23 protein-coding genes are annotated in these 24,945 nt (G+C 70.3%); 7 read left to right on the top strand and 16 right to left on the bottom strand.

What is annotated here, in order from left to right:
• Nucleotides 1-835: acetate--CoA ligase family protein (locus O3X23_RS37195; RefSeq protein WP_269277505.1), on the top strand; the 835-nt coding region annotated here is incomplete at its 5' end.
• 127 nt (nt 836-962) lie between these two features.
• Here the strand turns inward: O3X23_RS37195 and O3X23_RS37190 are convergent.
• From O3X23_RS37190 to O3X23_RS37145, 10 genes are all read right to left on the bottom strand, one after another.
• Complete coding sequence (locus O3X23_RS37190) at nt 963-1,625, bottom strand: CBS domain-containing protein (RefSeq protein WP_269277500.1); 663 nt, start codon at nt 1,623-1,625, stop codon at nt 963-965.
• 222 nt (nt 1,626-1,847) lie between these two features.
• Entirely contained in the window at nt 1,848-2,180 is a 333-nt protein-coding gene (locus O3X23_RS37185) for a cupin domain-containing protein (protein ID WP_269277497.1), read from the bottom strand.
• Between the two features lie 139 nt (nt 2,181-2,319).
• A complete protein-coding gene (narI, locus tag O3X23_RS37180) occupies nt 2,320-3,063 on the bottom strand; it encodes a respiratory nitrate reductase subunit gamma (protein ID WP_269277494.1) in 744 nt (247 codons plus the stop codon).
• The gene (narJ, locus tag O3X23_RS37175; protein WP_269277492.1) at nt 3,060-3,734 is read right to left on the bottom strand and encodes a nitrate reductase molybdenum cofactor assembly chaperone; all 675 of its coding nucleotides are present in this window, start codon (nt 3,732-3,734) and stop codon (nt 3,060-3,062) included. The genes narI and narJ overlap by 4 nt, the downstream gene beginning before the upstream one ends.
• Entirely contained in the window at nt 3,731-5,446 is a 1,716-nt protein-coding gene (narH, locus tag O3X23_RS37170) for a nitrate reductase subunit beta (RefSeq protein ID WP_269277488.1), read from the bottom strand. Before narH ends, narJ begins: the two co-directional genes overlap by 4 nt.
• On the bottom strand, nt 5,446-9,219 hold the full coding sequence (locus O3X23_RS37165; RefSeq protein ID WP_443048093.1) for a nitrate reductase subunit alpha: 3,774 nt from the start codon (nt 9,217-9,219) through the stop codon (nt 5,446-5,448). Before O3X23_RS37165 ends, narH begins: the two co-directional genes overlap by 1 nt.
• Before the next feature lie 81 nt (nt 9,220-9,300).
• Nucleotides 9,301-9,774, bottom strand: a complete 474-nt coding sequence (locus tag O3X23_RS37160; protein ID WP_269277482.1) for a hemerythrin domain-containing protein — start codon at nt 9,772-9,774, stop codon at nt 9,301-9,303.
• A complete protein-coding gene (locus tag O3X23_RS37155) occupies nt 9,767-11,029 on the bottom strand; it encodes an MFS transporter (protein ID WP_443048094.1) in 1,263 nt (420 codons plus the stop codon). Before O3X23_RS37155 ends, O3X23_RS37160 begins: the two co-directional genes overlap by 8 nt.
• Nucleotides 11,030-11,229: 200 nt before the next feature.
• Nucleotides 11,230-12,435: a globin domain-containing protein gene (locus tag O3X23_RS37150; RefSeq protein WP_269277475.1), complete on the bottom strand. Its 1,206-nt coding sequence runs from the start codon at nt 12,433-12,435 to the stop codon at nt 11,230-11,232.
• A 397-nt stretch (nt 12,436-12,832) separates the two neighbouring features.
• Entirely contained in the window at nt 12,833-13,729 is an 897-nt protein-coding gene (locus tag O3X23_RS37145) for a LysR family transcriptional regulator (RefSeq protein ID WP_269277471.1), read from the bottom strand.
• 97 nt (nt 13,730-13,826) lie between these two features.
• On the opposite strand from O3X23_RS37145, the gene O3X23_RS37140 reads away from it, so the two are divergent.
• From O3X23_RS37140 to O3X23_RS37130, 3 genes are read left to right on the top strand one after another with little or no spacing between them, the layout of a single operon-like run.
• Nucleotides 13,827-14,684: an alpha/beta fold hydrolase gene (locus O3X23_RS37140; protein ID WP_269277468.1), complete on the top strand. Its 858-nt coding sequence runs from the start codon at nt 13,827-13,829 to the stop codon at nt 14,682-14,684.
• Nucleotides 14,681-15,523 carry an LLM class flavin-dependent oxidoreductase gene (locus O3X23_RS37135; RefSeq protein WP_269277465.1) on the top strand — a complete coding sequence of 281 codons (843 nt, stop codon included), beginning with the start codon at nt 14,681-14,683 and terminating at the stop codon, nt 15,521-15,523. The genes O3X23_RS37140 and O3X23_RS37135 overlap by 4 nt, the downstream gene beginning before the upstream one ends.
• Nucleotides 15,520-16,293 carry a class I SAM-dependent methyltransferase gene (locus O3X23_RS37130; protein ID WP_269277462.1) on the top strand — a complete coding sequence of 258 codons (774 nt, stop codon included), beginning with the start codon at nt 15,520-15,522 and terminating at the stop codon, nt 16,291-16,293. The genes O3X23_RS37135 and O3X23_RS37130 overlap by 4 nt, the downstream gene beginning before the upstream one ends.
• A gap of 17 nt (nt 16,294-16,310) precedes the next feature.
• Here the strand turns inward: O3X23_RS37130 and O3X23_RS37125 are convergent, their stop codons facing one another.
• Genes O3X23_RS37125 through O3X23_RS37115 form a run of 3 tightly spaced genes read right to left on the bottom strand, consistent with a single transcriptional unit; the run spans nt 16,311 to nt 19,602 of the window.
• The gene (locus tag O3X23_RS37125; protein WP_269277458.1) at nt 16,311-16,928 is read right to left on the bottom strand and encodes a TetR/AcrR family transcriptional regulator; all 618 of its coding nucleotides are present in this window, start codon (nt 16,926-16,928) and stop codon (nt 16,311-16,313) included.
• Nucleotides 16,929-16,932: 4 nt separating this feature from the next.
• On the bottom strand, nt 16,933-18,060 hold the full coding sequence (locus O3X23_RS37120; protein WP_269277456.1) for a hypothetical protein: 1,128 nt from the start codon (nt 18,058-18,060) through the stop codon (nt 16,933-16,935).
• A gap of 15 nt (nt 18,061-18,075) precedes the next feature.
• Nucleotides 18,076-19,602, bottom strand: coding sequence for an FAD-dependent oxidoreductase (locus tag O3X23_RS37115; RefSeq protein ID WP_269277452.1), 1,527 nt, complete (start codon nt 19,600-19,602; stop codon nt 18,076-18,078).
• Between the two features lie 317 nt (nt 19,603-19,919).
• Here O3X23_RS37115 and O3X23_RS37110 point away from each other — a divergent pair, with 317 nt between their 5' ends.
• Together O3X23_RS37110 and O3X23_RS37105 are read left to right on the top strand one after the other, a co-directional pair.
• Entirely contained in the window at nt 19,920-20,468 is a 549-nt protein-coding gene (locus O3X23_RS37110; RefSeq protein WP_269277449.1) for an RNA polymerase sigma factor, read from the top strand.
• Nucleotides 20,465-21,094, top strand: coding sequence for a hypothetical protein (locus O3X23_RS37105; RefSeq protein ID WP_269277446.1), 630 nt, complete (start codon nt 20,465-20,467; stop codon nt 21,092-21,094). The genes O3X23_RS37110 and O3X23_RS37105 overlap by 4 nt, the downstream gene beginning before the upstream one ends.
• A gap of 145 nt (nt 21,095-21,239) precedes the next feature.
• On the opposite strand, the gene O3X23_RS37100 is transcribed toward O3X23_RS37105, so the two are convergent.
• Nucleotides 21,240-22,667, bottom strand: coding sequence for a carboxylesterase family protein (locus O3X23_RS37100; protein ID WP_269277443.1), 1,428 nt, complete (start codon nt 22,665-22,667; stop codon nt 21,240-21,242).
• Nucleotides 22,668-22,688: 21 nt separating this feature from the next.
• On the opposite strand from O3X23_RS37100, the gene O3X23_RS37095 reads away from it, so the two are divergent.
• Nucleotides 22,689-22,886, top strand: coding sequence for a hypothetical protein (locus tag O3X23_RS37095; protein WP_269277414.1), 198 nt, complete (start codon nt 22,689-22,691; stop codon nt 22,884-22,886).
• A 55-nt stretch (nt 22,887-22,941) separates the two neighbouring features.
• Here O3X23_RS37095 and O3X23_RS37090 read toward each other — a convergent pair whose 3' ends face one another.
• Nucleotides 22,942-24,012: a hypothetical protein gene (locus O3X23_RS37090; RefSeq protein WP_269277411.1), complete on the bottom strand. Its 1,071-nt coding sequence runs from the start codon at nt 24,010-24,012 to the stop codon at nt 22,942-22,944.
• A 225-nt stretch (nt 24,013-24,237) separates the two neighbouring features.
• Nucleotides 24,238-24,939: a GNAT family N-acetyltransferase gene (locus O3X23_RS37085; protein ID WP_269277408.1), complete on the bottom strand. Its 702-nt coding sequence runs from the start codon at nt 24,937-24,939 to the stop codon at nt 24,238-24,240.
• Nucleotides 24,940-24,945: the final 6 nt, after the last annotated feature.

The raw sequence follows: 24,945 nt of genomic DNA, 5'->3' as shown, positions 1-24,945 counted from the left end.
CGTCATGGTGGTCCTGGTGCCCACCGCCCGGTCCGAGGCGACCGGCGACGACCTCGTCAGAGCACTGACGCAGTCCACGACGATCCGACGCTCGCGGACGGTGACCGCCGTCCTTCTCGACCAGCCGGAGCCCGTTCGTCTGTTGCACGGGACCGGCGGGGCGGTGCCCGCGTACTCCGGGCCGCATGCCGCCGCCCGAGCTCTGGCACACGCCGCGGCCCGCGGCCGATGGCTCGCGCAACCGTCCGGCCCGATGCCGGAGCTGCCGGACATCGACACCGCTGGAGCGCACGCACTCGTCGACGCCTTCCTGGCCGTCAACCCGCACGGCGGCCGACTGGATCCGGAAGCCTGTTGTGAGCTGTTGGACCGCTACGGCATCCCGCGCCCGTCCGGGGCCCGAGCGGAGCTCGAGGGGCGCTTCGGTGGCGCCGTGCCCGGTGTACTCTCCCGCCGCCTGGCCGAAAGCGGAATCGTACTGAGCGCCGGAATCACACAGGACGACGTGTTCGGTCCCCTCATCGTGTGCGGACCCGGTGGTACCGCCTCCGAACCGGCTGCCCGGCTCGCCCCGCTCACCGAGCATGATGTGCGAGCGCTGCTCGCCGACCCGCGCTGCTCCCCGCTGCTCGGGCGCCGAGGTGCCGGCGCGGAGATCGAAGGGCTGAGGACGCTACTGCTGCGACTGTCCCGGATGGCCGAAGACCTGCCGCAGCTCGCGGAAGCGGTACTCGACGCGGTCGTCGCCGGACCCCGTGACATCACCACGCTCAACGCCCGTATCCGCCTGCTGCCCCGCCGCGTCCACGATCCGTACCTGCGTCGGCTGCGCTGAATCCGGGTCCAGGAATGGGCACGTGCGATGAACGGGGGCGTGCGGCCGGTCAGCGTGCGCGACGGCAAGACGGGGGTTCGCCGCCCCGGTGCGCGGGCGCGCGGCGGGGCGGCGCGCCCGCACAACGTCACGGGGCAGCCGGAAGCGTGACGGGCTCCGGCAGGACCGGGGCGTCGTCGGCGTCGAAGGCCAACAAGTCGTGGACGCTGACCACCCCGTCAACACCCTTCGACAGCCAGACCACCAGCATCCCCTGGCTCCGCCGGCCGAGCCTCCCGCGGAGGGTGACGACGCCCTCCCGCACCTGGACCTGGACGGCGCCCTCGGCGATCTGCAGCATCCGGCCGAGGACATCGCTGACGATTTCCTCGCGGATGAAACGGTCCGTGCGCAGGAAGACGCGCAGCAGATCGCTCCGGCTCACGATGCCCACCAGCCGCCCGATCTCGTCGACGACCACGAGGCGCTTCACTCCGGCGCGCTCCATCGCACTGGCGGCCTCGACCACGGACCATTCCGGCCGGGCGGTGACCGCAGGACCGGTCATCAAGTCGGCGGCGACCTCGGGCTGGATACGTGTCGGATCCGACGGGCCGGCGGGATGCCCGTGCCCCAGGGGGTCCGGCCGTGAGGCCTGATTGCGCAGCAGATCCCCCTCCGAGACGACGCCGAGGGGCCTGTTCTGGTCATCGACCACCGGAAGGGCGCTGATGTCGTTCTGCGCCAGCAGGACGACAAGCTCCTTGAAGGGGCGGTCTGCGGCGACGCTCACCACCTGATGGGACATCATGTCTTGTACGGTGCGGTGCTGCACGGTCTCGTGCCTCCTCGGCAGATGGGCCAGGGGATACGGCACGACCCGGCGGGAATTCGCCCCCGTCTCCACAGTGGGGCAGCCCGCGGTTGAGCGGCAGGGCCCATCAGGACCCGTCGAAGGTCCGACCGGCCCCATCGCCGGCGTGTTCAGCGTTCAGCGTTCAGCGTTCAGCGTTCAGCGTTCAGCGTTCAGCGTTCAGCGGAGCTTGGCGACCGTGAGCAGCACCGCTGCGTCCTCGATGGCGTGGAGGCTGTGGCGGGCCGGGGGAATGATGATCAGGTCGCCGGTCATGCCGTCCCAGGAGGTGTCCCCGCTGGTGAGCCGTACGCGGCCGGCCAGCACCAGGAGAGTGGCCTCGCCCGGGCTCTCGTGCTCGGCGAGGGACGTGCCCGCTGTCAGCGCGAGGACGGTCTGGCGCAGGACGTGCTCGTGGCCGCCGTACACGGTCTCGGAGCTGCGTCCGGAGGAGGCGGCCGCGGCGCGTTCCAGGTGTTCGCGGGCTTGGGCGTCGAGGGAAAGTTTCTGCATGGGTTCCAGTCTCCGTCACGGTGGGTGGTGAACGCGGTTCCGCCGGCGGCGGGTCGCTTGCGCCGCCACCGGGTCCGCGGGGGTGGCCGGGGGCGACCACCCCGCTCGGCGTCGGGGAACCGCCGCTCGCTGCTCGGGGTCACCATCCGCGGCGCGGGACCCGTGCGCCCTGCTGGGCCTCGTCGCGGCTTCGGTAGACGATGTAGGGGCGGGTGAGGTAGCCGACCGGCGCGGTGAGTACGTGCACCAGACGGGTGAACGGCCAGATACCGAAGAGCAGCAGCGCGCTGAGGGCGTGCAGTTGGTACAGCAATGGGGCGCCGCCCATCAGGGCGGGTTCGGGAAAGAAGGAGAAGACGGATCGGAACCACGGCGAGATGGTCGTGCGGTAGTCGTAGCCGCCTCCGATGACGTTGGAGGCGATGGTGGCGGCCAGGCCCAGTGCCAGGGTCAGGGCCAGCACGACGTACATCAGCTTGTCGTTGCGAGTGGTGGCGCTGAATACCGGCCCGACGGTGCGCCTTCGGTAGATGAGAATGACCAGTCCGGCGAGGGTACTGACGCCTGCCACCGTGCCGAGCGAGACGGCGGTGATGTGGTAGGCGTGTTCGCTGATCCCGACGGCCCGGGTCCAGCTCTCGGGGACGACCAGGCCCCCGACGTGGCCCGCGACCACGGCGAGGATCCCGAAGTGGAACAGCGGGCTGCCGATCCGCAGGAGGCGGCTCTCGTGGAGCTGGGAGGAGCGCGTGGTCCAGCCGAACTTGTCGTAGCGGTAGCGCCAGATGTGGCCGGCGACGAAGACCGTCAGCGCGATGTACGGCAGGGCCACCCACAGGACCAGGTCCCGGGTGCCGGCGGCCGCCGCGGCTTGCGGGTTCATCGCGGGCCTCGGGGATGCTGGGGCTGGGGAGTGGGCCTGTGCGTCGACGGCGGTGGCATGAACTCCGGCGGGGCGAAGGGGGCGAGACCCACCTGTTCCTCAGGGGGCCCTTGGGCGGCCAGAACGGCGACCGCCTGCCGTTCGTCTCCGGCCAGCGCCGGCAGGGTCGCCGAAACCGACTGCAGTACGTCGGCCCACGGTGAGTCGGCGTCGCGCAGTGCCAGCCGCAGCAGTTCCAGTCCGGCGCGGTGCTCGGTCAGCAGGGCGCGTCCGGTGGCGGAGTCGCCGCCGGCGGCGAACTCCAGGACGACGGCGAGGTGGTCGGGCAGCTCCTCGTCGGTCAATTGCTGGCCGGCAGCCGCGTACGCCTGTTTCAGGCGCAGCAGGGCGACACCGCGTCGGCGGGTGTCGCCGTGGGCGTAGTACGTCAGGAACAGGCAGCAGCGTTTGCGCTGGTCGAACGTGGCGACGTAGTCGGCGGTCAGCTCGCTGAGCGGGGTGCGGGTGAGATGGTCGAGGAACCGGTACAGCGGCGCGGCGACGGGGTCCGGGAGTGTGTCGGCGGCGCCGCGCAGGAGGGACACCTGGTCCAGGAGTCGCGCGTCGGGGTAGGCCAGCAGGAGGGACTGGACCTGCCAGGCCACGTGGTTGCGTTCGCGGGTGGGGGTCACGGGGTCTGCTCCCTCTGCGGGTCGGCTGCGTCCCGGGGCTGCTGTGAGGTGGGGAACAGGCCGTCGGGCTGCCCCTGGCCGTTCCAGTTGAGCAGGTTGACACGGGACGCCTTGCCGTCCGGGGCCGCGAGGGTGTCGGCGGTCTGGCGCTCGCGCAGCAGGTGGAAGTTCTCCACGGCGACCGGTGTGGGCGCTCCGGAGGCTTCGCCGAACGGTCCGTCCCCTCCCATGCCGGGGCCGTCCTCGAAGTCCAGGCTGCACTCGGTGGCGAGCTCTTCGAGGCTGTGGGCCTGTTCGGCGTGGGCGGGCGGGATGACGTAGCGGTCCTCGTACTTGGCCAGGGCGAGCAGCCGGTACATGTCGTACATCTGCTCTTCGCTCATGCCGACCTCGGCGGGAACGGCAGGGTCGGGTTCGCGGCCCAGGTTGATGTCGCGCATGTAGGAGCGCATGGCGGCCAGTCGGCGCAGGACGGCGTCGACGGGGGCGGGGTCGCCGGCGGTGAAGAGTTGGGCGAGGTAGTCGATCGGGATGCGCAGGGCTTCGATGGCGGCGAAGAGGTTCCCCCGGTCCTCGGCGTCGTAGCCGGTGTCGCGGACCTGGTCGACGACCGGGGACAGCGGGGGGATGTACCAGACCATGGGCAGGGTGCGGTACTCCGGGTGCAGGGGCAGGGCGACCTTGTAGGTGTTGATCAGCGCGTGGACCGGGGAGCGCTGGGCGGCCTGGATCCAGTCCCTGGGGATGCCCGCGTACTCGGCGTCGGCGATGACCTGCGGGTCGTCCGGGTCGAGGAAGACCGCCCGCTGCGCCTCGTACAGGTCGGTGTCCTCAGGTGTGGAGGCGGCCTCCAGCACCTGATCGGGGTCGTAGAGGACCAGACCGATGTAGCGCAGCCGGCCGACGCAGGTCTCCGCGCAGACGGTGGGCATGCCGACCTCGATGCGGGGGTAGCAGAAGGTGCACTTCTCGGCCTTGCCGGTGCGGTGGTTGAAGTAGATCTTCTTGTACGGGCACCCCGACACGCACATGCGCCAGCCGCGGCAGCGGTCCTGGTCGACCAGGACGATGCCGTCCTCGGCGCGCTTGTAGATCGCCCCCGACGGGCAGGAGGCGGCACAGGACGGGTTGAGGCAGTGCTCGCAGATGCGGGGCAGGTAGAACATGAAGGTCTGCTCGAACTCGAGCTTGACCTTGTCCCCCACGGCTTCCAGGATCACGTCCTTGTGACCGTGGTCCGGTGAGCCGCCCAGGTCGTCGTCCCAGTTGGCCGACCAGGTGATCTTCATGTCCTTGCCGGTGATCAGGGACTTCGGCCGGGCGACCGGGGTGTGCTCCTGCAGCGGCGCGTTGATCAGCGTCTCGTAGTCGTAGGTCCAGGGTTCGTAGTAGTCGCCGAGGGCGGGCAGTTTGGGGTTGGAGAAGATGTTGATGAGCTTGTTGAGCCGCCCTCCTGCCTTCAAGGTCAGCCGTCGGCGCTTGTTGAGCTCCCAGCCGCCGCGCCAGTGCTCCTGGTCCTCGTAGCGGCGCGGGTACCCCTGTCCGGGCCGGGTCTCGACGTTGTTGAACCAGGCGTACTCCACGCCGGGGCGGTTGGTCCACGCCTGCTTGCAGGTGACCGAGCAGGTGTGGCAGCCGATGCACTTGTCGAGGTTCATCACCATCGCCATCTGCGCCATCACTTTGCGGCGGGTGTCCTTGGCGCGGGCCATCAGTAGGTCACCTCCTGGTTGCGGCGGCGGATGACGGTGACCTCGTCGCGCTGGTTGCCGGTGGGACCGAGGTAGTTGAAGGCGTAGGTCAGTTGCGCGTAGCCGCCGATCAGGTGGCTGGGTTTGACCAGAAGGCGGGTCAGCGAGTTGTGGATGCCGCCGCGGCGTCCGTTGGTCTCGGTGAGCGGCACGTCGATCAGGCGGTCCTGGGCGTGGTGCATGTAGACGGTGCCCTGCGGCATGCGGTGGGAGACCACCGCGCGGGCCACGACGACGCCGTTGCGGTTCACGGCCTCGATCCAGTCGTTGTCGTGGACGCCGATCTTCGCCGCGTCCTCCTTGCTCATCCAGATCGTCTGCCCGCCCCGCGACAGGGAGAGCATGAACAGGTTGTCCTGGTACTCGGAGTGGATGGACCACTTGTTGTGCGGGGTCAGGTAGCGCACGGTGATGCCCAGCTCGCCCTGGTGGCCGATCTCGGGCTCGTCGAACAGGGCGTGCATGTTCAGCGGCGGCCGGTAGACGGGCATCCACTCGCCCAGCTCGGCCATCCAGTCGTGGTCCAGGAAGAAGTGCTGGCGGCCGGTGAGGGTGTGCCAGGGCTTGAGCCGCTCGACGTTGATGGTGAACGGCGAGTAGCGGCGTCCACCGGTCTCCGAGCCGGACCATTCCGGGGAGGTGATGACCGGCACCGGGCCCTTCTGGGTGTCGGCGAAGGTGATGCGCTTGCCTTCGTGTTCGGCCGCCAGGTCGGCCAGTGGGACGCCGGTGCGTGCCTCGAGGGTGTGGAAGCCCTGGGTGGCCAGGTGGCCGTTGGTGGTGCCGGACAGGGCCAGGATCGCCTCGCAGGCGTCCACGTCGCGGGCGATGGAGGGGCGGCCGTCGGCCACGCCGCCGCGCACGGTGCCGTTCTTGTGGCGCAGGTATTCCAGTTCGCGGGTGACGTCGAAGGTGACGCCCTTGGTGGTGGCGCCCAGGGTGTCCAGCAGCGGGCCGAGGGCGGTCATCTTCTCGGCGACCGCGCCGTAGTCGCGCTCGACGGTGATCAGCTTCGGCATGGTGCGGCCGGGGACCGGTTCGCACTCTCCGGCCTTCCAGTCCAGCACCCGGCCGTGCGGGGTCGCCATCGCGTCAGGGGTGTCGTGCTGCAGCGGGGCGGCGACCACGTCGTTGACGACGCCGAGGTGATCGCGCGCCAGCTTGCTGAAGGCGGTGGCGATGGTGTTGAAGGCGTCCCAGTCGGTCCGGGTCTGCCACGGCGGGGCGATGGCGGGGTTGAAGGAGTTCACGAAGGGGTGCATGTCGGTGGTGTTCAGGTCGTGCTTCTCGTACCAGGTGGCGGCCGGCAGCACGATGTCGGAGTAGAGCGTGGTGCTGGTCATCCGGAAGTCCAGCGTCAGCAGCAGGTCCAGCTTTCCGGTGGGCGCCTGCTCGTGCCACTTCACGTCGCGGGGGCGGGCGCCCGGGGGCGCCTCGGTGGCGCGGACGGCGGAGTCGGCTCCCAGGAGGTGCTTGAGGAAGTACTCGTTGCCCTTGGCCGAGGAGCCCAGCAGGTTGGCCCGCCAGATCGTCAGCACCCGGGGGAAGTTCTCCGGTGCGTCCGGGTCCTCGCCGGCGAACCGGAGCCGGCCGGCCTTGAGCTCGTCCACGACGTAATCCCCGACCTGCTGACCGGACGCCTCGGCGTCGGCGGCGAGGGTGAGCGGATTGCGGTCGAAGGTGGGGTGGGAGGGCATCCAGCCCATGCGGGCCGAGGCCGCGATGACGTCGGCGGTGCTCTTTCCCGCGAAGGTGCCGCCCGCGCTCGCGGCGGCGAGGGTGTCGGCGCTGAACGGGTCGTAGCGGTACTGGTCGGAGTGCAGGTACCAGTAGGCGGTCTGGATCATCTGCCGGGCCGGACGGTTCCAGTCCGCCGCCGTGGACAGGGCGGAGTACCCGGTGATCGGGCGGACCTTCTCCTGCCCGACGTAGTGGGCCCAGCCGCCGCCGTTGACGCCCTGACAGCCGGTCAGTGTCGTCAGGGTCAAAAAGGAGCGGTAGATGGTGTCGGAGTGGAACCAGTGGTTGGTCCCCGCCCCCATGATGATCATGGAGCGGCCCTTGGACTCCTCCGCGTTCGTGGCGAACTCGCGGGCGATGCGCGCCGCCGTCTCCCCCGCCACTCCGGTGATGGCGGCCTGCCAGGCCGGGGTGTAGGGCTCCTCAGGGTCGTCGTAACCGGTGGGCCACACTCCCGGCAGGCCATCACGGACCACCCCGTACTGGGCCAGCAGCAGGTCGTACACCGTGGTCACCAGGTGTCCGGCGACCTCGCGCACCGGCACACCCCGCGACAGCCGGGCCGCACCGCCGTCGGCCGAGTCGAACCGCGTCAGCTGCACGGCGACGGAGCTCGCCCCATCCCCGGCGACCGTCAGCAGCGGGTCGACCCCGCCCAGGTCCAGGTTCCACTTGCCCATGCCCGCCTCGCCGTAGCGGTGCCCGAGCGAGCCGCCCGGAACCACCGGCTCACCGGTGGCGGAGTCCAGCAGCACCGTCTTGAACACCGCGTTCTCCGCCTGGGCCGGCTCGCCGCCCAACTCGGCGGCGGTCAGGAACTTGCCCGGCACGTACACCGTGTCCGTGCCCTGCCCCCGCTGCTCCAGAGTGACCAGGAACGGCAGGTCGGTGAAGCGCTTGACGTAGTCGGTGAAGTAGTCGACCTGCCGGTCGACGAAGAACTCCTTGAGGATGACGTGCCCCATCGCCATCGCCAGCGCGCCGTCGGTGCCCGGCGCCGCGGGCAGCCACTCGTCAGCGAACTTGACGTTGTCGGCGTAGTCGGGGGCGACGGCGATCACCTTCTGGCCGCGGTACCGCGCCTCGGCCATCCAGTGGGCGTCCGGGGTACGGGTCACCGGCAGGTTCGAACCCCACATGATCAGGTAGCCGGCGTCCCACCAGTCCCCGGACTCCGGCACGTCGGTCTGGTCCCCGAACACCTGCGGGGAGGCCACCGGCAGATCGGCGTACCAGTCGTAGAACGACAGCATCACCCCGCCCAGCAGCGAGTAGAACCGGGCGCCCGCGGCGTGGGAGACCATCGACATCGCCGGGATCGGCGAGAAGCCCGCCAGCCGGTCCGGGCCGTACGTCTTGATCGTGTGCACGTGCGCGGCAGCGATCATCTCGCTCGCCTCGTCCCAACTCGCCCGCACCAGGCCGCCCTTGCCGCGCGCCGACTTGTAGCGCCGGGCCCGCTCCGGGTCGCCCACCACATCCGCCCAGGCCAGCACCGGGTCACCCAACCTGGCCCTGGCCTCGCGGTACATCTCCAGCAGCACCCCCCGCACGTACGGGTAACGGATCCGGGTGGGCGAGTAGGTGTACCAGGAGAACGCCGCGCCTCGCGGACAGCCGCGGGGCTCGTACTCGGGCGAGTCGGGGCCGACCGAGGGGTAGTCGGTCTGCTGCGACTCCCAGGTGATGATGCCGTCCTTGACGTAGACCTTCCACGAGCAGGAACCGGTGCAGTTGACGCCGTGGGTGGAGCGCACCACTTTGTCGTGGCTCCAGCGGTCACGGTAGAAGTCGTCGCCCTGCCTGCCGCCGATCTTGAGCATGACGCGCCGGTCCTCGGAGACCTCGGCCCGGGTGAAGAACCGGCGGGTGGCGACGAGAGCGTCCGCCAGTTCGCTGTCCAGACCGCCCTGATGTTTCTGGGAGTCACGCTTGGCCCTCACGGTGCCGCCTTTCCGGGCACGTAGGCCCGTACTGCTCGAGTCGATCGTCATCGCCGGCCAGCCCGAGGGCGGTCGGCGCTGCCCGTGCGGTCGGCGGCCGGGTCGGAACATGCGGTGTCCGGGACGAGCGCATCACGGTGAGGGGTCGGGGAGCAGGGTCCCCACCCGGGCGCGGATGGCACCGATCGTGTCCCACTGCTCAGCATCCAGGCCGACGAGGGCGGCCGGGAAGACACCGTCCTGCTCCTTGAGAATGTGGTTGCGCAGCAGTTCCGCCACCTCCACCAGCCGTGCGGGCCAGCCGGCGTCGACCGGGTCGTCCTGCGCGGCCTCATGGAGGACCGCGGCGATCCGCCGGTGCTCCACCGTCAGGGCGGCGATCTGCTCGGGGAACTCGTCGGCCAGCGCCGGAAACAGGCCCTGCTCCTCCACCTCCGTGTGCGGTTCCAATATCGCCGCGATACGCCGCGCCACCCGAGCCATCCTCGGCACGTCCACGCTGCGCTGCGCGGCACGGACCTCTCCGATCAGGTTGACGACCAGCTCGTGTTCGCGGGTCAGGTCGTCGATCACCGCCACGCTCTGGCAGCCGCAGTACTCACACATGGTGGCTCGCCTCCAAGGACGTGGGCGGCCTCGTCGCCAGCCGGCCGACCGCCCGTCGGACGCTGGTCAAAGTGAAGGCGAGAGCACCGGCGGCGACCAGGGCGAGCAGAACGAGGCCGACGGCGTAGCTGCCGTAGGCGCCGTACAGGGAACCCATGACCAGAGGGGGAACGAACCCGCCCAGGCCCCCGGCCGCTCCGACCACACCGGAGACGGCGCCGACCCTGCCGGCCGGGGCCACCAGTGCGACCAGTGCGAAGGTGGCGCCGCTGGCCGCACCGAGCGCCGCGGCCATGACGAGGAACGCCATTGTGCCAAGCCCCGCCAGGGCCGGGGTGAACGACTGGACCGCCGCACCGAGGACGATCACGGTCAGGGCCGCGGACAGCACCCTGGTGGGACCCCACCGGTCCGAAAGCCAGCCGCCGACCGGCCGCATCACCACGGCCACCAACACGAACCCGGCCATCCGGTTGGCCGCGTCCGCCGGCGTCAGCGCGTAACCGGTCTTGAGATAGGTGGGCAGGTAGACCGAGAAGGCGACATAGCCGCCGAACGCGACCGCGTACAGGGCCGAGGCCCGCCAGGTGACACTCAGCCGCGCCGTCGCCCGCAGCTGCCCGGCCATCGACCCGGTCGGCACGACGCGGCCGGGCGCGTCACGAAGCAGGGCCGCCGCGACCACCGCGTAGACGGCCAACACGATCGCGGTCACCACGAAGGGCGCCGCCACACCGTCTGCCTTGACCAGGTTCACCGTGGTCAGAGCACTGATCGCGGTGCCGCCCATCCCGGCGCCGAAGACGCCGATCGCCAGACCACGCCGCTCCGGGGGAAACCAGGCGCCCACGAACGGGACCCCTACGGCGAATGCGGTGCCACCGATGCCGAGGAAGAACCCGCCGGCCAGCAGGGCGATCAGCGAGGTGTGCCCGACCAGCCCCAGATACAGCACCGGCACGATGGTGGCCGCGGAGACCAGCGGGAACATCACTCGGCCGCCGAACCGGTCGGTCAACGCACCGACGGGGACGCGGCCCAGCGATCCGACGATCACCGGAACCGCCACCAGCAGCGCCTGTTGGAAGGACGTCAGCCGCAGGCTCTCCTTGAAGTGCGGGCCGAGCGGACTCAGCAGTGCCCAGGCCCAGAAGTTCAGCGCGAAGCCGATCGTGGCCAGCGCGAGCATCAGGACCCGGCCGGCCGGCGCCCCCGCACCCGTGTGGGATGTCGGCTGTGGTGTTTGCGCAGTCATGCTCGACATGGCGTTCGGCTCCTTCGGGCGAGTCCGGCGAGGGTCCGATCCGGTCCAGGCGGTCATCCCCCGCACGGCCGCGCTCCATGGCAATGATCTCCGCCACCGCAGCGGGCAGACAGGGGCCGTTGGTCCCTTGCGCCGGGCTCGTTCGGCCCTCCGAACAGGCTGCGGCGCCGTCCGTAGGGACGGGTTGATGATCAGGAATCCCCGCCGGCCAGCCACAGGTCCGGGCCGAAGACCTCGTAGTGGATGTTCCGGGCGGACACGCCGGCACGGAGCAACTGGCCCCGTACCGCGCGCATGAACGGCAGCGGGCCGCACAGGTAGACACTCGCGTCGGACGGGATGTCCACGCCGCCCAGATCCATCAGGCCGGTACGGGCCCCAGGCGCCCGCACCGCGTCCGGACGCTCGTACCAGACCAGTGCGCGGGCGTGCGGCAGGCTGTCGACGCAACGGCGGAGATCGTCCCGCAGTGGATGGTCGACGGGCGACCGGTCGGCATGCAGTGCCAGGACGGGGCGGGTCGCACCGGTAGCGCAGAGGTGTTCGAGCATGCTCATCAGGGGTGTCGTGCCGATGCCCGCGGAGACCAGGACCACCGGACGGTCGGACTCCTCCAGCACCACCTCCCCGAAGGGCGCCGAGCAGGTCAGTTCATCGCCGGCGACGACCGTGGCGTGCAGGAGGTTGGACATCTCCCCCTCCGGTGCCCCGGCCTCCCGAACCCGCTTGACGGTGATCCGGCGCGCCTCACTGCCCGGCACACCGGACAGGCTGTACTGGCGCAGTTGGCGCACACCGTCGGGCATCGTCATCCGGACACTGACGTACTGACCGGGCAGGGCCTTCGGGGCGGCGGCGCCGTCGGCGGGACGCAGCAGGAACGACACCGTGTCCGGGGTCTCCTCGCGGCGCTCCACCACGCGCCACGGCCGCCAGCTGCCCCCGGGTTCGGTCCCCGCCTTCTGGTACAGGCGCGTCTCACGGACGATCAGCGCACCGGCCATCAACCAGTACACCTCGTCCCACGCCGCGACCACATCCGGCGTCGCGGCCTCGCCCAGCACCTCTGCGATCGCGGCGAACAGGTACTTGTGGACGATCGTGTACTGGTCGTCGGTGACACCGACTGCGGCGTGCTTGTGCGCGATGCGGTCCAGCAGGACATCCGGTCGGGTCTCCGGGTCGGCGAGCAGCGCACCGGCGAAGGCCGCTATCGAACCGGCGAGGGCTCGGCGCTGGGCTCCGCTCGCCTGGTTCCCCCGGTTGAACATCCCGTCCAGGAGTTCCGGCCGCTCACGGAACATCGTGCTGTAGAAGCGGGTGGTGATTTCGTCCAGCGCGCCGCCGACTGCGGGCAGGGTGGCACGTACCAGTACTGCGGACTCGGCAGAGAGCACCGTGACCTCCAGGGGTTCTCGGGGGCACGGCAACGGGCCGGGCCAGGGGCAACAGACCCGTGTATAGCAGCCCAAAATCGCCCCTTCTCAGCCCGAAAAGGACACCCGAACAGAACCTGGGACCCTTGACCGATCAGATCGGGACGATGGTCCGACGCGGCCCCGGGAGACCAGGACCGGACGACCCCTCGAGAAGGGCCCATCCGGCCCTCGTGAAGCCGGCGAGCGCCGGATGCATCCTCGGCGCCCAGCTCCGTCGACGGCGGGCGGTGAATCCGAGGCGCCCAGTGAGGTCGCACGGCGCTGCGGGTGCTACTGGCTGAAATGGCTGCGACGGATTCGCGGAGGCGTCTTCACCGCCCCCAGGCGATGATTTGCCGCGGCCCGGGGCCATGTGTCACGTGCGCTGGGCGACCCTGCCGGCGACTTCCACGGCGATCTCGATCGCCCGTGCCGCGAGTGGGGAATGCGTGCGATGCGCTTGCCACAGGAGGAAGATCTCGCGCGGGGGAAGTCCTGGCGTGAGTTCGTGGACGCTCAGCGACGCGTCGGAGCCGACGTCGGCCCCGTGGAGGGCGAGTTGCGGCAGGATCGCCGAGCCCATGCCGGCGCGCACCATCGACAGCACGGTTTCGTTGCCCGCGGTGCGGCATACGATGTGCGGCCGGACGCCGTGGCGAGCGAGCGCCCGCTCCATCCGGGCCTGGTCGCAGATCGGCGGGTGCGCCACCATCGCCACGCCGTCCAGTTGGGTCGGGCGCACCGGACCATCGGGAAAAGTGCCGCGGCGGGCCACCAGCAGGTAGGGGTCGTCGAGCAGTTTGCGGTGTTCGACGTCGCCCTCGACGCGGCCGTCGAAGAACATCAGGTCGAGCTCATCGACGTGTGGCTGGTCGGTCTCCTCCTCGAACAGCCTGATGTCGCAGCCGGGGTGCTCGTCCCGAAGCCCGCGTACGAGAAGCGGCAGGATCACGTTGGACACGCTTTGGAAGGTGCCGATGTCGATCCGGCCGTCGCCGGCTTTGAACCGGTCGACGGCTGCTGCCATCGTCCGGGCCTTGGCCAGCAGATCCCGACCGTGCGCCAGAACCACCGTGCCCAGTGGGGTGATCCGCACCGGTTTCGGCCCGCCGGGCCGGTCGAACACGGCACCGCCGACGGCCTTCTCCAGAGCCGCGATCTGCTGGCTGACCGTCGACTGGGTGTACCCGAGCCGCGCGGCCGCCCGTCCGAACGAGCCCTCGTCGGCCACGGCGGCCATCGCGGCGAGATGCCGCAGCTCCACGTCGGACATGAGCCCACCCCAGCGGTCGCTACCATCGTCCATGGCGATTGCTTTGATCGGAATCTATCGCTTTTCGCGATGGATCGCTGAGTCTAGCTTGGCATTCATGACCGATCACCTTTCGCACGGCGAGAAGCTCGCAGAGATCAGTGATGCCGAGCTGTGTTTCGAGACCTTCGGAGATCCCGCGGACCCCGCGATCCTGCTCATCGATGGTGCGACCGCCTCGATGCTGTGGTGGGAAGCCGAGCTGTGCGAACAGCTCGCGCGCGGCGAGCGGTTCGTGATCCGCTACGACAACCGGGACACCGGCAGATCCACCAGTTACCCGCCCGGGCGGCCGGGCTACACGTTCACCGACCTGGCCGGGGACGCGCTCGGCATCCTGGACACCCTGAACATCGGCCGCGCGCACGTCGTCTGCCGGTCCATGGCCGGCCACATCGGGCTCGTCATCGCAGTGGACCACCCCGACCGGGTGGAGTCGCTGACGTTGGTCTCCACCTCCACGGGCCAGGACGGACTGCCGCCGCCGTCGGACGAGCTCACCCACGGCATCCCCGCCGACCCGGACCCCGCCGATTCCGACGCGGTCGTGAACTTTGTCGTCGCGTCGGCACAGGCGTGCTCGGGCGGCTCGCCGTACTTCGACGAGGCCGCCACGCGCGCGCTGGTCGAGCGGGACGTGGCCCGCACGCGCGACATCGCGGCCACCCTCGTCAACCACTACGCGATGACGACCGACGGAGCGTCCCGCGATTTCGCCTCCATCAAGGCACCGACCCTGGTCGTGCACGGCGACCACGACCCGGTCTTCCCGCTCCCCCACGGGCAGGCGCTGCGCGACGCGATCGTCGGCGCGAGGCTGCTGATCCTCCAGGGCGCCGGACACGACCTGCCGAAGCCGCTGTGGGACGTGTTCGTCCCGGCTCTTCTCCAGCACACCGCGGGCGGCCGCCCATGACCCCGCTGCGGTCGGCGCTCTGGCTGCCGATCTTCGACGATCTCGCCGACCCGGTCGTGGTCGCCCGGCTGGCCGCGGAGGCGGAGGAGGCCGGCTGGCACGGCGTGTTCGTATGGGACCACCTGCGCTGGCGGGCGCCGGTCGGGCACGTGGCCGACCCGTGGATCACGCTGGCCGCGATCGCCACCGCCACCGAACGCCTCCGGCTCGGCCCCATGGTCACCCCCCTCGCCCGCCGCCGGCCGACCAAGGTCGCCAGGGAGACCGCGACGCTGGACCGTCTCAGTGGCGGGCGCCTCACCCTCGGTGTCGGTCTCGGCAGCGATCGCTTCGCCGGCGAACTGAGTGCGACCGGCGAGGAACTCGACGATCGGCGGCGGGGCCGGATGCTCGACGCGTCACTGGAAATCCTCACCGCCGCGTGGTCGGGTAGGCCGGTGCACCATCACAGCGAGGACTACACCGTCGACGGCATGTCCTTCCTTCCCCGGCCCGTGCAGCGCCCCGGCGTGCCGGTGTGGGCCGCGGGATTCGCCGGTAACGTCAAACCGCTGCACCGCGCCGCCCGGCACGACGGTTTCGTCCCGGTCAATCTCGAACACCCGGACCAGCTTGCCGAGATCGTCGCCACCATCACTGGTCTGCGCCTGGAAGGGACGACCGGGTACGACATCGCCGTCGCCCTCCCACCCGGCGCCGATCCGGCGCCCTACGCCGAGGCGGGCGCCACGTGGTGGCTGGCGGAGTTCGCGCCGGAGCATGTGTCACTGGACCAGGTGCGTGGCGTACTGCGCGACGGCCCGGTCGACATCGACATCGAGAGGATCCAGTGCCGGTGACATCCGACCTGTTCGACTACGACGCGGAACTGCGTCTGCACAACGAACTCTTCCGCGCCGCCGCGAACGTCGGCTCCGGCGACCATGTGCTCGACATCGGCTGCGGCACCGGCCAGTCCACGCGCGAGGCCGCCCGCGCCGCCGTCACCGGAAGCGCGGTAGGCGTCGACCGCTCCGCACCCATGCTCGAACGGGCCCGTCAGCTCAGCGATGACCAGTCGCCGGCCAACATCACCTACCAGCAGGCCGACGCCCAGGTTCACCACTTTCCACCGGCGCACTTCGACCTGGGTATCAGCAGGTTCGGAACGATGTTCTTCGCCGACCCGGTCGCCGCGTTCACCAACATCGGGCGCGCTCTGCGCCCCGGTGCGCGCCTCGTGCTGCTGGTCTGGCAGGAGCGTGACCGCAACGAGTGGGCCACCGCGATCCGCCGGACCCTCACCGCCGCACCAGCCGTGCCCCGCGGCCTGGACCCGTTCTCACTCGCCGACCCGACCGTCACGAGGGGCATCCTGACCGCGGCCGGCTTCACGGACGTCAGCTTCACCGACGTGCACGAGCCCGTCTACTACGGCCCGGACAGCGCCACCGCCTTCGACGCCGTGCTGCGCCTATGGGACGTCAAAGACCTGCTGGCCGACCTCGACACCGCGGCGGCCGAACAGGCACGCACACGGCTGCGCACCACCCTCGACGCCCACACCACCGACAGCGGCGTGTACTTCGACTCGCGCGCCTGGATCGTCACAGCCCGCCGCCGTCACTGACCACTGCCGGGCAGCACCTACCGGTGCGCGGGCACTGACGGCCGGGACAGGGACGGGGCCAGCCAGCGGGTGAGGAAGGCGCGGAGCCGGACCTCGTCCTGGGGTGGCTCGCCGGGGTGCTGCAGGAGCGATGTCAGGAGTCGCATGATGATCTCGGCGAGGCCGTCGAGGTCGTCCTCACCGATGCCGGCGGCGGCCCACTCGACCGGGAAGCGCTGAAGCATCCTGGCGCCGTAGGCGATGGTGTCCCGGGTGGTGGCACCGCGGCCGAAGGCGGTGGTGTCGCCGCGTTGCAGCAGAAGGCTCAGGCGGGGCTCGGTGGGGATGGTACGTACGCAGAAGACGATGCCTTCGACGACGGCTTCGGCCGGGTCGGTGATCCCCTGCAGGTGCGCGATCATCAGGTCGACGAACGACTCGGCGCCCTGGGCCGCCACCTCGCCGATGATGTCGCTGATGCCGCCGAAGTGGCGGTAGACGGTCTGGCGGGTCACGCCGAGTTCGCCGGCGACGTCGGACAGGGTCGTCTTCGTGACGCCGTGCCGATCGATGCAGCGGGCGGTCGCGTCGATGATGCGCTGCCGGGCCTCCGCGTCCGATGCCGGAGGCCTGCCTCCCCAGCCGTGATGCCCCATGGCCTTAGGATCGCACAGGCTCTGCGGTCCGTCGGGACGTGGTCGCGCGGAGTACCGCCACGACGAGCCCGGTCGCGGCGACGGTGCACAGCGCCGTGTACCAGAGGCTGCCGGTCGGCGCGCCCTGCTCGGTGATGCCGTCGGTCGCCGCGAAGTAGGCCGGCAGGGCGAGCAGCCACAGGACGATGTGGACACCGAGGTACAGCGCCGGATAGGTCCGCGCGAACAGCGGCGATGTCACCGGGACCGGATCTGTTCGCCGCGCACGCCAGGCGTCCACGAGCAGGTAGAGGCCGGCGAACCAGACCACCGCGAGCTCGGCGGCGATGACGGTCTGCTGGATCCCCAGGTGGTCCCCGCCGCGGAACATGTTGCTGGGGACGCCCGCGACCGCCATTGCCAGCGGCGTCAGGGCGCCGGCGGCAACGGCGCGCAGGCTGATCTGCCGGCCGGTGAGCGTGCCCCGGCCGTCCTTGGCGCCGACCAGCCGGACGACCAGGTAGGTCATCGCGCCGAAGGACACCGAGGCGAACAGGAACATGCTGTTCATGGGGACCGATGCGAGCGACGGCTCGTTGATCATCTTGTTGTCGGGGTTCCAGGCCCACCACTTCAGCTGCGGTCCGAGCTGATCGAAGATCTCGTAGAACGCCTGGCAGACGAACGCGACCGCCAGCGATCCGGGAAGGGGCCCGCGTCGCGCGAAGACGCCGAGGGCGCGCACCACCTCGTAGGCGAGCTGCGCCAGGGCCGGATAGAACGCCACGATGTACAGCGGCAGCCGGCCGTACATGAACTGCACGGTGAACACGTTGTGGGAGAAGATGAACCCGACGTGCTCCTGCAGGCCGAACCAGCCGGGGAAGTAGAGCGGCGGTTCGATCACCGCCAGGTAGACGAGCGAGGCGAACCACAGCGAGATGTTGATCGGGTCACCGTCGCGCCGCCACCGCCGCCACGCGTGGACGAGAGCGAACACCGCGCCGCCGATGATGAGCAGCTCCAGGAACGGCATGGTGCCGTTCTCGAGGCCGAACGGGTTGCGGAAGTCCGCGACGGGATGGGCGTCGTGGCAGGAGAAACCGAGCTTTTCCGCGAGGCGCTCGGCCGTCACGTCACAGGAATAGCTCATCGCTCGCTCCTCGGGTCAGTCATGGACGAGGCCGCTCTCGGCGGACGGCGACCTGTCGGCGCGGGGCCGGCCGGTGGGGTCGGCCAAGTCGGTGAAGTCGGTGCCGGGCGGATCCTGCTGGTCGTCGAACCCGCCGGGCACCACCGTGCGTCCGAGCCGCTGCCGCACCTTGTAGCGCGCGATGCCGAACCAGAACCGCGCATCGGTGGTCATCTGCCGGAGGGACTTGTCGAGGTTGAACACCTCGGCGAACGTCCTCTCGACGTAGGCGTCCTCGCGGCTCGTGGCGTTGATGGCGTTGAAGATCGGCCAGCTCAGGCGCGCGGCCAGCCTGCGGCGCCAGGGAGCGACGACCTCACTCCCGGTCGCGAAGTCATAGGCCTGGTCACGGGCCATCGCCAGCATCCAGGGGACGTCGAGTGACTTCTTCTGCCGGCCGAGGAACGCGCGGAAGAAGGCCAGGTCCAGGACGTCGTGGCCGGGCAGCAGGTCGGCGAGGATGAGCGCGGAGCGGGCCGCCGAGCTCATCCCCTGGGCGTAGAACGGGTTGAACGCGCAGATCGCGTCACCGATGCAGACCAGCCCGAGCGGGGGCTGGTCGAGCAGGTCGAAGCGGCGCCACTTGTTGCCGGTCGATCGGGTGAGGTGTACCTCGGAGGTCGGCGTGCAGGCACGGGTCGCCTGTCCGAAGGACGTGGCCCGCACCCGGTCCGCCGCGGCCTCGAAGGTGTCGACCTCGCGCGGCATCCGCAGCCCCCACGCCCCCATGCACACGATGGCGCGGTCGCCCTCGATGGGGAAGAAGTTGCTGAGGAACTCGTGCTCCTCGGGATGGTCGCCGGTGTCCTGGGTCGGCGTGACGACCAGGTGCTTCCACCACCACGCATGCGGACGCCGGCCGGCGGGCGGCAGGTCGTACCACCGCGAGGTGTAGGTGACCTTGGCGTCGAGGGTCTTCTCGGGCGGCGCCGGCCATCCCGCCGCGCTCAGCCACTCCACGACGGAGGAGCCGCGCCCCAGCGCGTCGACGACCAGGTCGGCGGACAGGTGGCCCGCACCGTCGCCCGCGCGGTACTCGACGCCCTCGACGCGTCCGCGCGCGGTGCCGCCCCCGACGGTACGGAGCCCGGTGACGGTCACGCCCTCGCGGATCTCGATGGCCGGCACCTCGCGGACCTTGTCGCGCAGGACCCGTTCGATGAGCACGCGGGAGCTGTAGACCATCGTCATCGACCCGGACTTGCGGGGGGCCCAGCCGCTGCTCTCGCAGTACGCCGCGTCCATCGACGGCATCAGGTGCATCCCGCCCGCGGCGATCAGTGCCTCCTCGAACCCGGGGAAGATCTCGCCGATCGCGCGCCGTCCGGAGTTGAGGAGGAAGTGCGGGTGCTTGCTCTGCGGCACGCCGCGCCGATGCTGCGCGTCGGGCGGCAGCCGGTCCCGTTCCAGGACGATCACCTCGTCGAAATGCCGCGCGAGCACTCCCGCGGCGCACAGCCCCGCCACGCTGCCGCCGAGCACCACGGCCGTCTTTCCCCTCATACTTCCTCCATTCATACATGCCATGACTGAATGTATGATCGATGGGAGGGGAAAGTAACAGGTCCGGCCTGAACGTGCCAGCCTTCGCACGGGACTTGGGGCCCGGCGGAACATCTCCCGACGATGATCCGGCCTGGGTGCGCACTGCACCCGCCTCGCCCGCGCCCCCTCCGCCGCGCTCCGGCGGCGGAGGGCTGAGAGGGGCGTGGAGGGAGGCGTGTAACGCTTGCGGGTGCCCGAGCCAAGTAGAGATGTAAGGCATTGCTCGTCCGTTCAAGGAGTCGTCCGTGCAAGCGGAGCATTCAACAGCGCCACCCGTGCGTGATCCGGTCGGGTTCGCCGCGTTCTACCAGCAGCAGTTCGACGCCGTGCTCGGCTTCGTCACCCGGCGCACCGACAGCCCGCACCTGGCCGCGGATCTGACAGCCGACATCTTCGTGACCGCGCTGGAGCAGGCGCACACCTACGACGCCCGGCGCGGCGCACCGGTCGCCTGGCTCTACGGCATCTCCCGCAACGTCCTGGCCGCCCACTTCCGGGGCAGCGCACGCGAGCGGCAGGCCGCCGCGAAGCTCGCCGGGCGGCGGTTGCTGGACGACCAGGACGTCAGCGCGATCGAGGCCCGCATCGACGCGGCCCGCGACGCCCGGCAGCTGGCCGAACGGCACGCGGCCCTGTCCGAGCCGCTGCGCGCGGTCCTGGACCTGGTGGTCCTGGACGCACTGACCACCCGCGAGGCCGCACAGGCCCTCGGCATCAGCTCGGCCACCGCCCGGGTGCGCCTGCACCGCGCCCGCATGGCCCTGCAACGCGTCGACACCCGGTCCGCCACATCTCTTCACGCCGTCTCGGAGGCCCATTCATGACCACCCCCGTGCACTTCAAGGACCGGCTCGCCGAGGAGCTCACCGCCCACGCCGAAGCCCTGCCGCCCACGGCGGCGGTGCCCGTACGGGCGCGCCACACCCGGCGGATCGCGGTCACCGCGCTGGGACTGGCCGCAGCCGCCGCCACGGTGATGCTGATCCCGCACAACGCCCCCACCACCACCCCGCAGGCTGGACTCGACCCGAGCGCCCAGGTGCAGGGCGGCGGTGCGCCGGTCCTGAGCAACGCCGCCTACACCGTGACGCTCCGCAAGGACGGCACCGTCACCATCCTGGTGACGGGCGCAGAGGTGTCCGGGCTCCAGGCGGCGCTGCGCAGCCTGGGCGTGCCCGCGGTGGTCCTGCGGGTGTCGGATTCCTGCCCCACCAAGGTCCAGACCGACAATGCCAACCTCGAGACGGTCTCCATGGAGGATCCGAAGAACGGACGACTCATGGTGATCCGGCCCAGCGCCATCCCCCACGGGGACAGCCTGGTCCTGGTGCAGGCCAACCTCAAGGGCGCCCAGCACCCCAACATCATGGGCTCCATGGAAGTCCTCCTGGCCAAGGGCGAGCCCACCTGCTTCCCGGCCTCCCAGAGCAACGTCATCGGCGAGGGCTAGGACCTCGGCCTGAGGCCTGACCACTGCGCAGAGAACGCCCCTCCCCCGCTGCCCGCAGCACGGCCGGCCGTCGGTCAGCGAGGGGGTGGCCGCCGTGTCGTGCCGACAGCGGGACCCGGTCGGCGCGACACGGGAGCATCAGCCATCACTGAGGCAGTCGGTCCCAGAACGAGCAGTGGTGTGCGGCACCGACATCGACGGGGTGGATTCCGCCGGGTCCGGGAGCCAACGACTGCACCGGCTGCGCAAGGGGTGACGAGGAGCGCTGGGCGGGCCAGTGCGGGGCGTCGGGGGTGTTCGGGTTGCCGGTGTGAGCGAAGTTCGTCCAGTAGTCGACCATCCGGTCGGACAGGGCGCGCTGGGCGTCGGTCAGCGGCCGCTCAGTGGGGAAGGACGAGAACAGGTACGGCATCTCGAAGCCGTGCGCCGCACCGTAGGGGAAGCCTTGGTTCGCCGGCAGACCGGCGAGAACGGGAGCGTCCGGATCGCTGAACTCATAGCCGTAGAGAGGCAAGCCAGGGGCGTGAGCGGCGATGCCCCGGTCGGCTGCCAAGGTCGTGCAGGTGAGGGATCGGTCGGTCAGCACAGCGGCCCAGGCCAGTGCGGGCGTGGGGTGCTCTGCTGCCGGGTACTGCGCCTCGACGGCCGGGGCGGCAGACCCGAAGGCGTCCACCAGACGCGCGCGGTAGTCGTTCTCGGTGCGGATCGGGAACGCGGTGAGCGACAGGCCGACGAACATCCGCATCTCATCGTGGTTGGTGCCCTGGATGACCGGCACCCGGTGGAAGCGTCCCGACGCCAGCGCCCGGTCCGGCGCCACAGGCAGCAGCGCATTGCCGAAGGCGGGCCGGTTGAAGGACTGCATCAGCTGCGCGGTGGCGAGCTGATCCGTGCCGCGTCCGCGCAGGCACGCCAGCACCTCGTCTCCGCCGCCGGCCGCGCAGCCCAGTTGCCGGGCGGCTTGTGCACCGGCCGTCTGGACTTCGCGCTGTGCGGCGAACGGCTCGTACGCCGGTGTTCCCGGTCCCAGGGCGCCGCGGGGGAAGGACATCAGGCAGGAACCGCTGCTGAGCACGGCCCGCTGGAAGAGACCGACGGCCGTCGGTGAGGTGAGGTGTGCGCAGATGCTGAGGGCACCCGCGGACTCACCGGCACCGCCCAGGAACGCACCACCGTGCATCCACACCAGCACGGGCCGCCCGTGCCCGACCGGCGTCGGCGGTGTGGGCATCGTGACGTTGAGGTAGAGGCAGTCCTCCGAAGCGAGGACCGCGCTCCCACCGGGCGTCGGCATCTGCACACAGCGCTGAGCCGCCGTCGTCGCATCCCGGACACCGGACCACGTGGCGGCCGGCACCGGGGCGCGCCAGCGCAGCGGTCCGGTTGGCGGTGCGGCGTAGGGAACGCCGTCGAAGGTGGTGTACGAGCCGTGTGACACACCACGTAGCAGGCCGTGGTCGGTCTGTACGACGGTAGCGCCCTGCCGGGCGGAGTGCGGGGAACCGGGTGGTGCGCCGGTCGCCGGTACAGCGGTGGCGGTGAGGAGTACCACCGCGCAGAGAAACGGCTCCAACGGCTGGAGATCCTCGCCCGCGTGCAGCAACTCCCGCAGGCAAAGCGCGCCCTGACCGACCACTGGTATCGAGAACTGTCCGCAGCCATACGCTCCTGGGGCCTGGTCGGCACCGTCACCGGCGGACGCGTGCTGAACATGACGGTGGCTCATAGATGCCTGACCGATGGGGTGTCGCTCTCGATAGCCGACGCCACCCGAACGAAGTCCCTCTTCTGAGCTGCCGTGCCGGGGCCGAGGCGGACGCCGGGTACGCCGTGATGACCGGGCCGGGTCAGCGGCGCCGTCTGCGCCCGGGCGGGGGCGGCGGGGGGATGTCCACCGGCTGGGTGGTCAGGTACCAGGAGCCTCCGCCATGGGTCTCCTTGACGATCAGGAAGCCGGGGCGGGGCAGGCGCAGCGTACGGCGCCCTTCCCCATGGCAGTACACGTCGGTGCTCCGGTGGTCACCAGGGGTGTTCTTGGGCCATGCGAGTGGGGGGCAATCGCAGTATGAACTGGACACTTGGCATTGGCACACGTAGCGGACCTCCCACGTGTGGTCGGTCTGGAACTGAACGGTGAGTACCGCCGGACCGCCGTCGTAGCGGAGCACCTCTTCGCCGTAGCCTCGGTGTTCGGGGTCGAGCGCGGTCGCTGCCGACAGCGGGACGAGACGGATCGACCACCGGCAGTCGTCGTTCCGGTCTGTGGTGGTGACACGCAGATGGGTGGCGTCGTCCACGGGCAGGTAGCGGCGGCCGTGGTACTCGTTGATGACAATGAGCAGGTGGAGGCCGGTGTCGGTCTCCTGCTCGGTGCGCGTCATGGTCTGAAGGTTGAAGGAGCCGCTGCCGGTGACATGGGCATCCAACAGGGCCGGGCGGCCGGGCTCGGGCCGGTCGATGAGCACCTCGGTCCTCCCCTCACCGGCGCCCGTGAACACATATCGCTCTCCGGTGCCGGTGACCGCTTGCGGACGGCCGACGTCGGCGGCCGAGGGAAGGGCATCGATCGGGACCGGCCGGCCCTGCAGTCGGGCGTCGAGACGAATCATGGCGGCGCGGCCGCCATGCAGGGCGATCAGCGCGTCGGTTTCCGTGCGCGCCGCACCGGCCAGGCGGGACGCCGTCAACGCCGCCCGGTGTTCTTTCAGGACGGCGGGGGTGGCTTGGGGGTCGTCGGCATCGAACGCCACGGCGGACACCTCCTCCGCAAGGGCGGCGACCGCCTCCCGCAGCGCGGCCGGCAGTTCTTCCGCCACCGCTACGGACCGTTCCACGGCGGCGGCTCGGCGACGGCGCAACATCGGGTAAAGCCCGCCCACCCCCAGGCCGAGCAGGAAACTCACCACATAGCCGATCATGCCCGGCATCCTCGCACAGGAGTTCACCGCTCAACTGGCTTTCTGAACGCGGCATTTGGGAGGCCGCAGCTTTCGTCGACGGAATCAGCCCGGTGATCCGGCTCGGCCAAGGGGCCCAGCGCGGTGTGGGAGGCGAGCACCTCCCGGTCCATCGCGGGGAACGAGGTGTAGTGGGCCGCGAGGGAGGGTCCGTCCGCCAAGGTGTTGTTCGATGACTCCGGGGAATCAGCGATCAGTGGTGCGAGCCAGTGCGGAGGTGTCGGGCCAGGTGAAGCGGAGCTTGTCGGGCTTCCCGTTCAGCCGGGAAGGCACGCCGCCGGGTGGTGAAATCGGTGCTCTTTCCGAACAGTTGCCGCCCATGGCCCGGTAGAATCGCTGTGCGGAGACGTTCTGCTCCTGCACCCACAGATACAGGGACTTTCCGGTCGCCTCTTGGGCGACGGCCTCGACTGCGCGGGCGAGCAACGTCATGCCCACACCGGTGCGCTGACGATCGTGGGCGACGTGCAGGTTGTCGACGAGGCTGCCCCAGAGGTCATCGTCGTCGAAAACGACATGCACGAAGCCCGCCAGCCCGGCGTGATCCTCGGCGACGGCCGTCATGCTGTGGGTCGGGGCGACAAGCCGCGAAGACCACACGGACAACCTGTCGGTGAGGATGTCGCCGTCCAGGTACGAATCGCTGTAGGCGCCGCGGTAGTGCCGACGCCAGCTGTCGGCGTGCAGCAGCGCTATCCCTTCGGCGTCCTCGGGACCTGCTGCGCGCAACCGTGGCGACATCGTGCGACCCTTCTTCTTCGACTCGTATCGCTTGATGATCGCAGGCGATGAGCACGTCCTTCGCGTCCAACCCGGTTCCGATTCGGTTGGCGGGACCGGGTTGGGGAGGGACGGTTGCCGCCTGCCGAGCGGTGCGTTCGCGGTCACGTACGG

It is taken from the genome of Streptomyces sp. H39-S7 (assembly GCF_027158205.1).
In the GTDB taxonomy this organism is placed as follows: Bacteria; Actinomycetota; Actinomycetes; order Streptomycetales; family Streptomycetaceae; genus Actinacidiphila.
The sequence above is the reverse complement of the archived record's forward strand: the minus strand, read 5'-3'. Positions and strand labels throughout refer to the sequence as shown.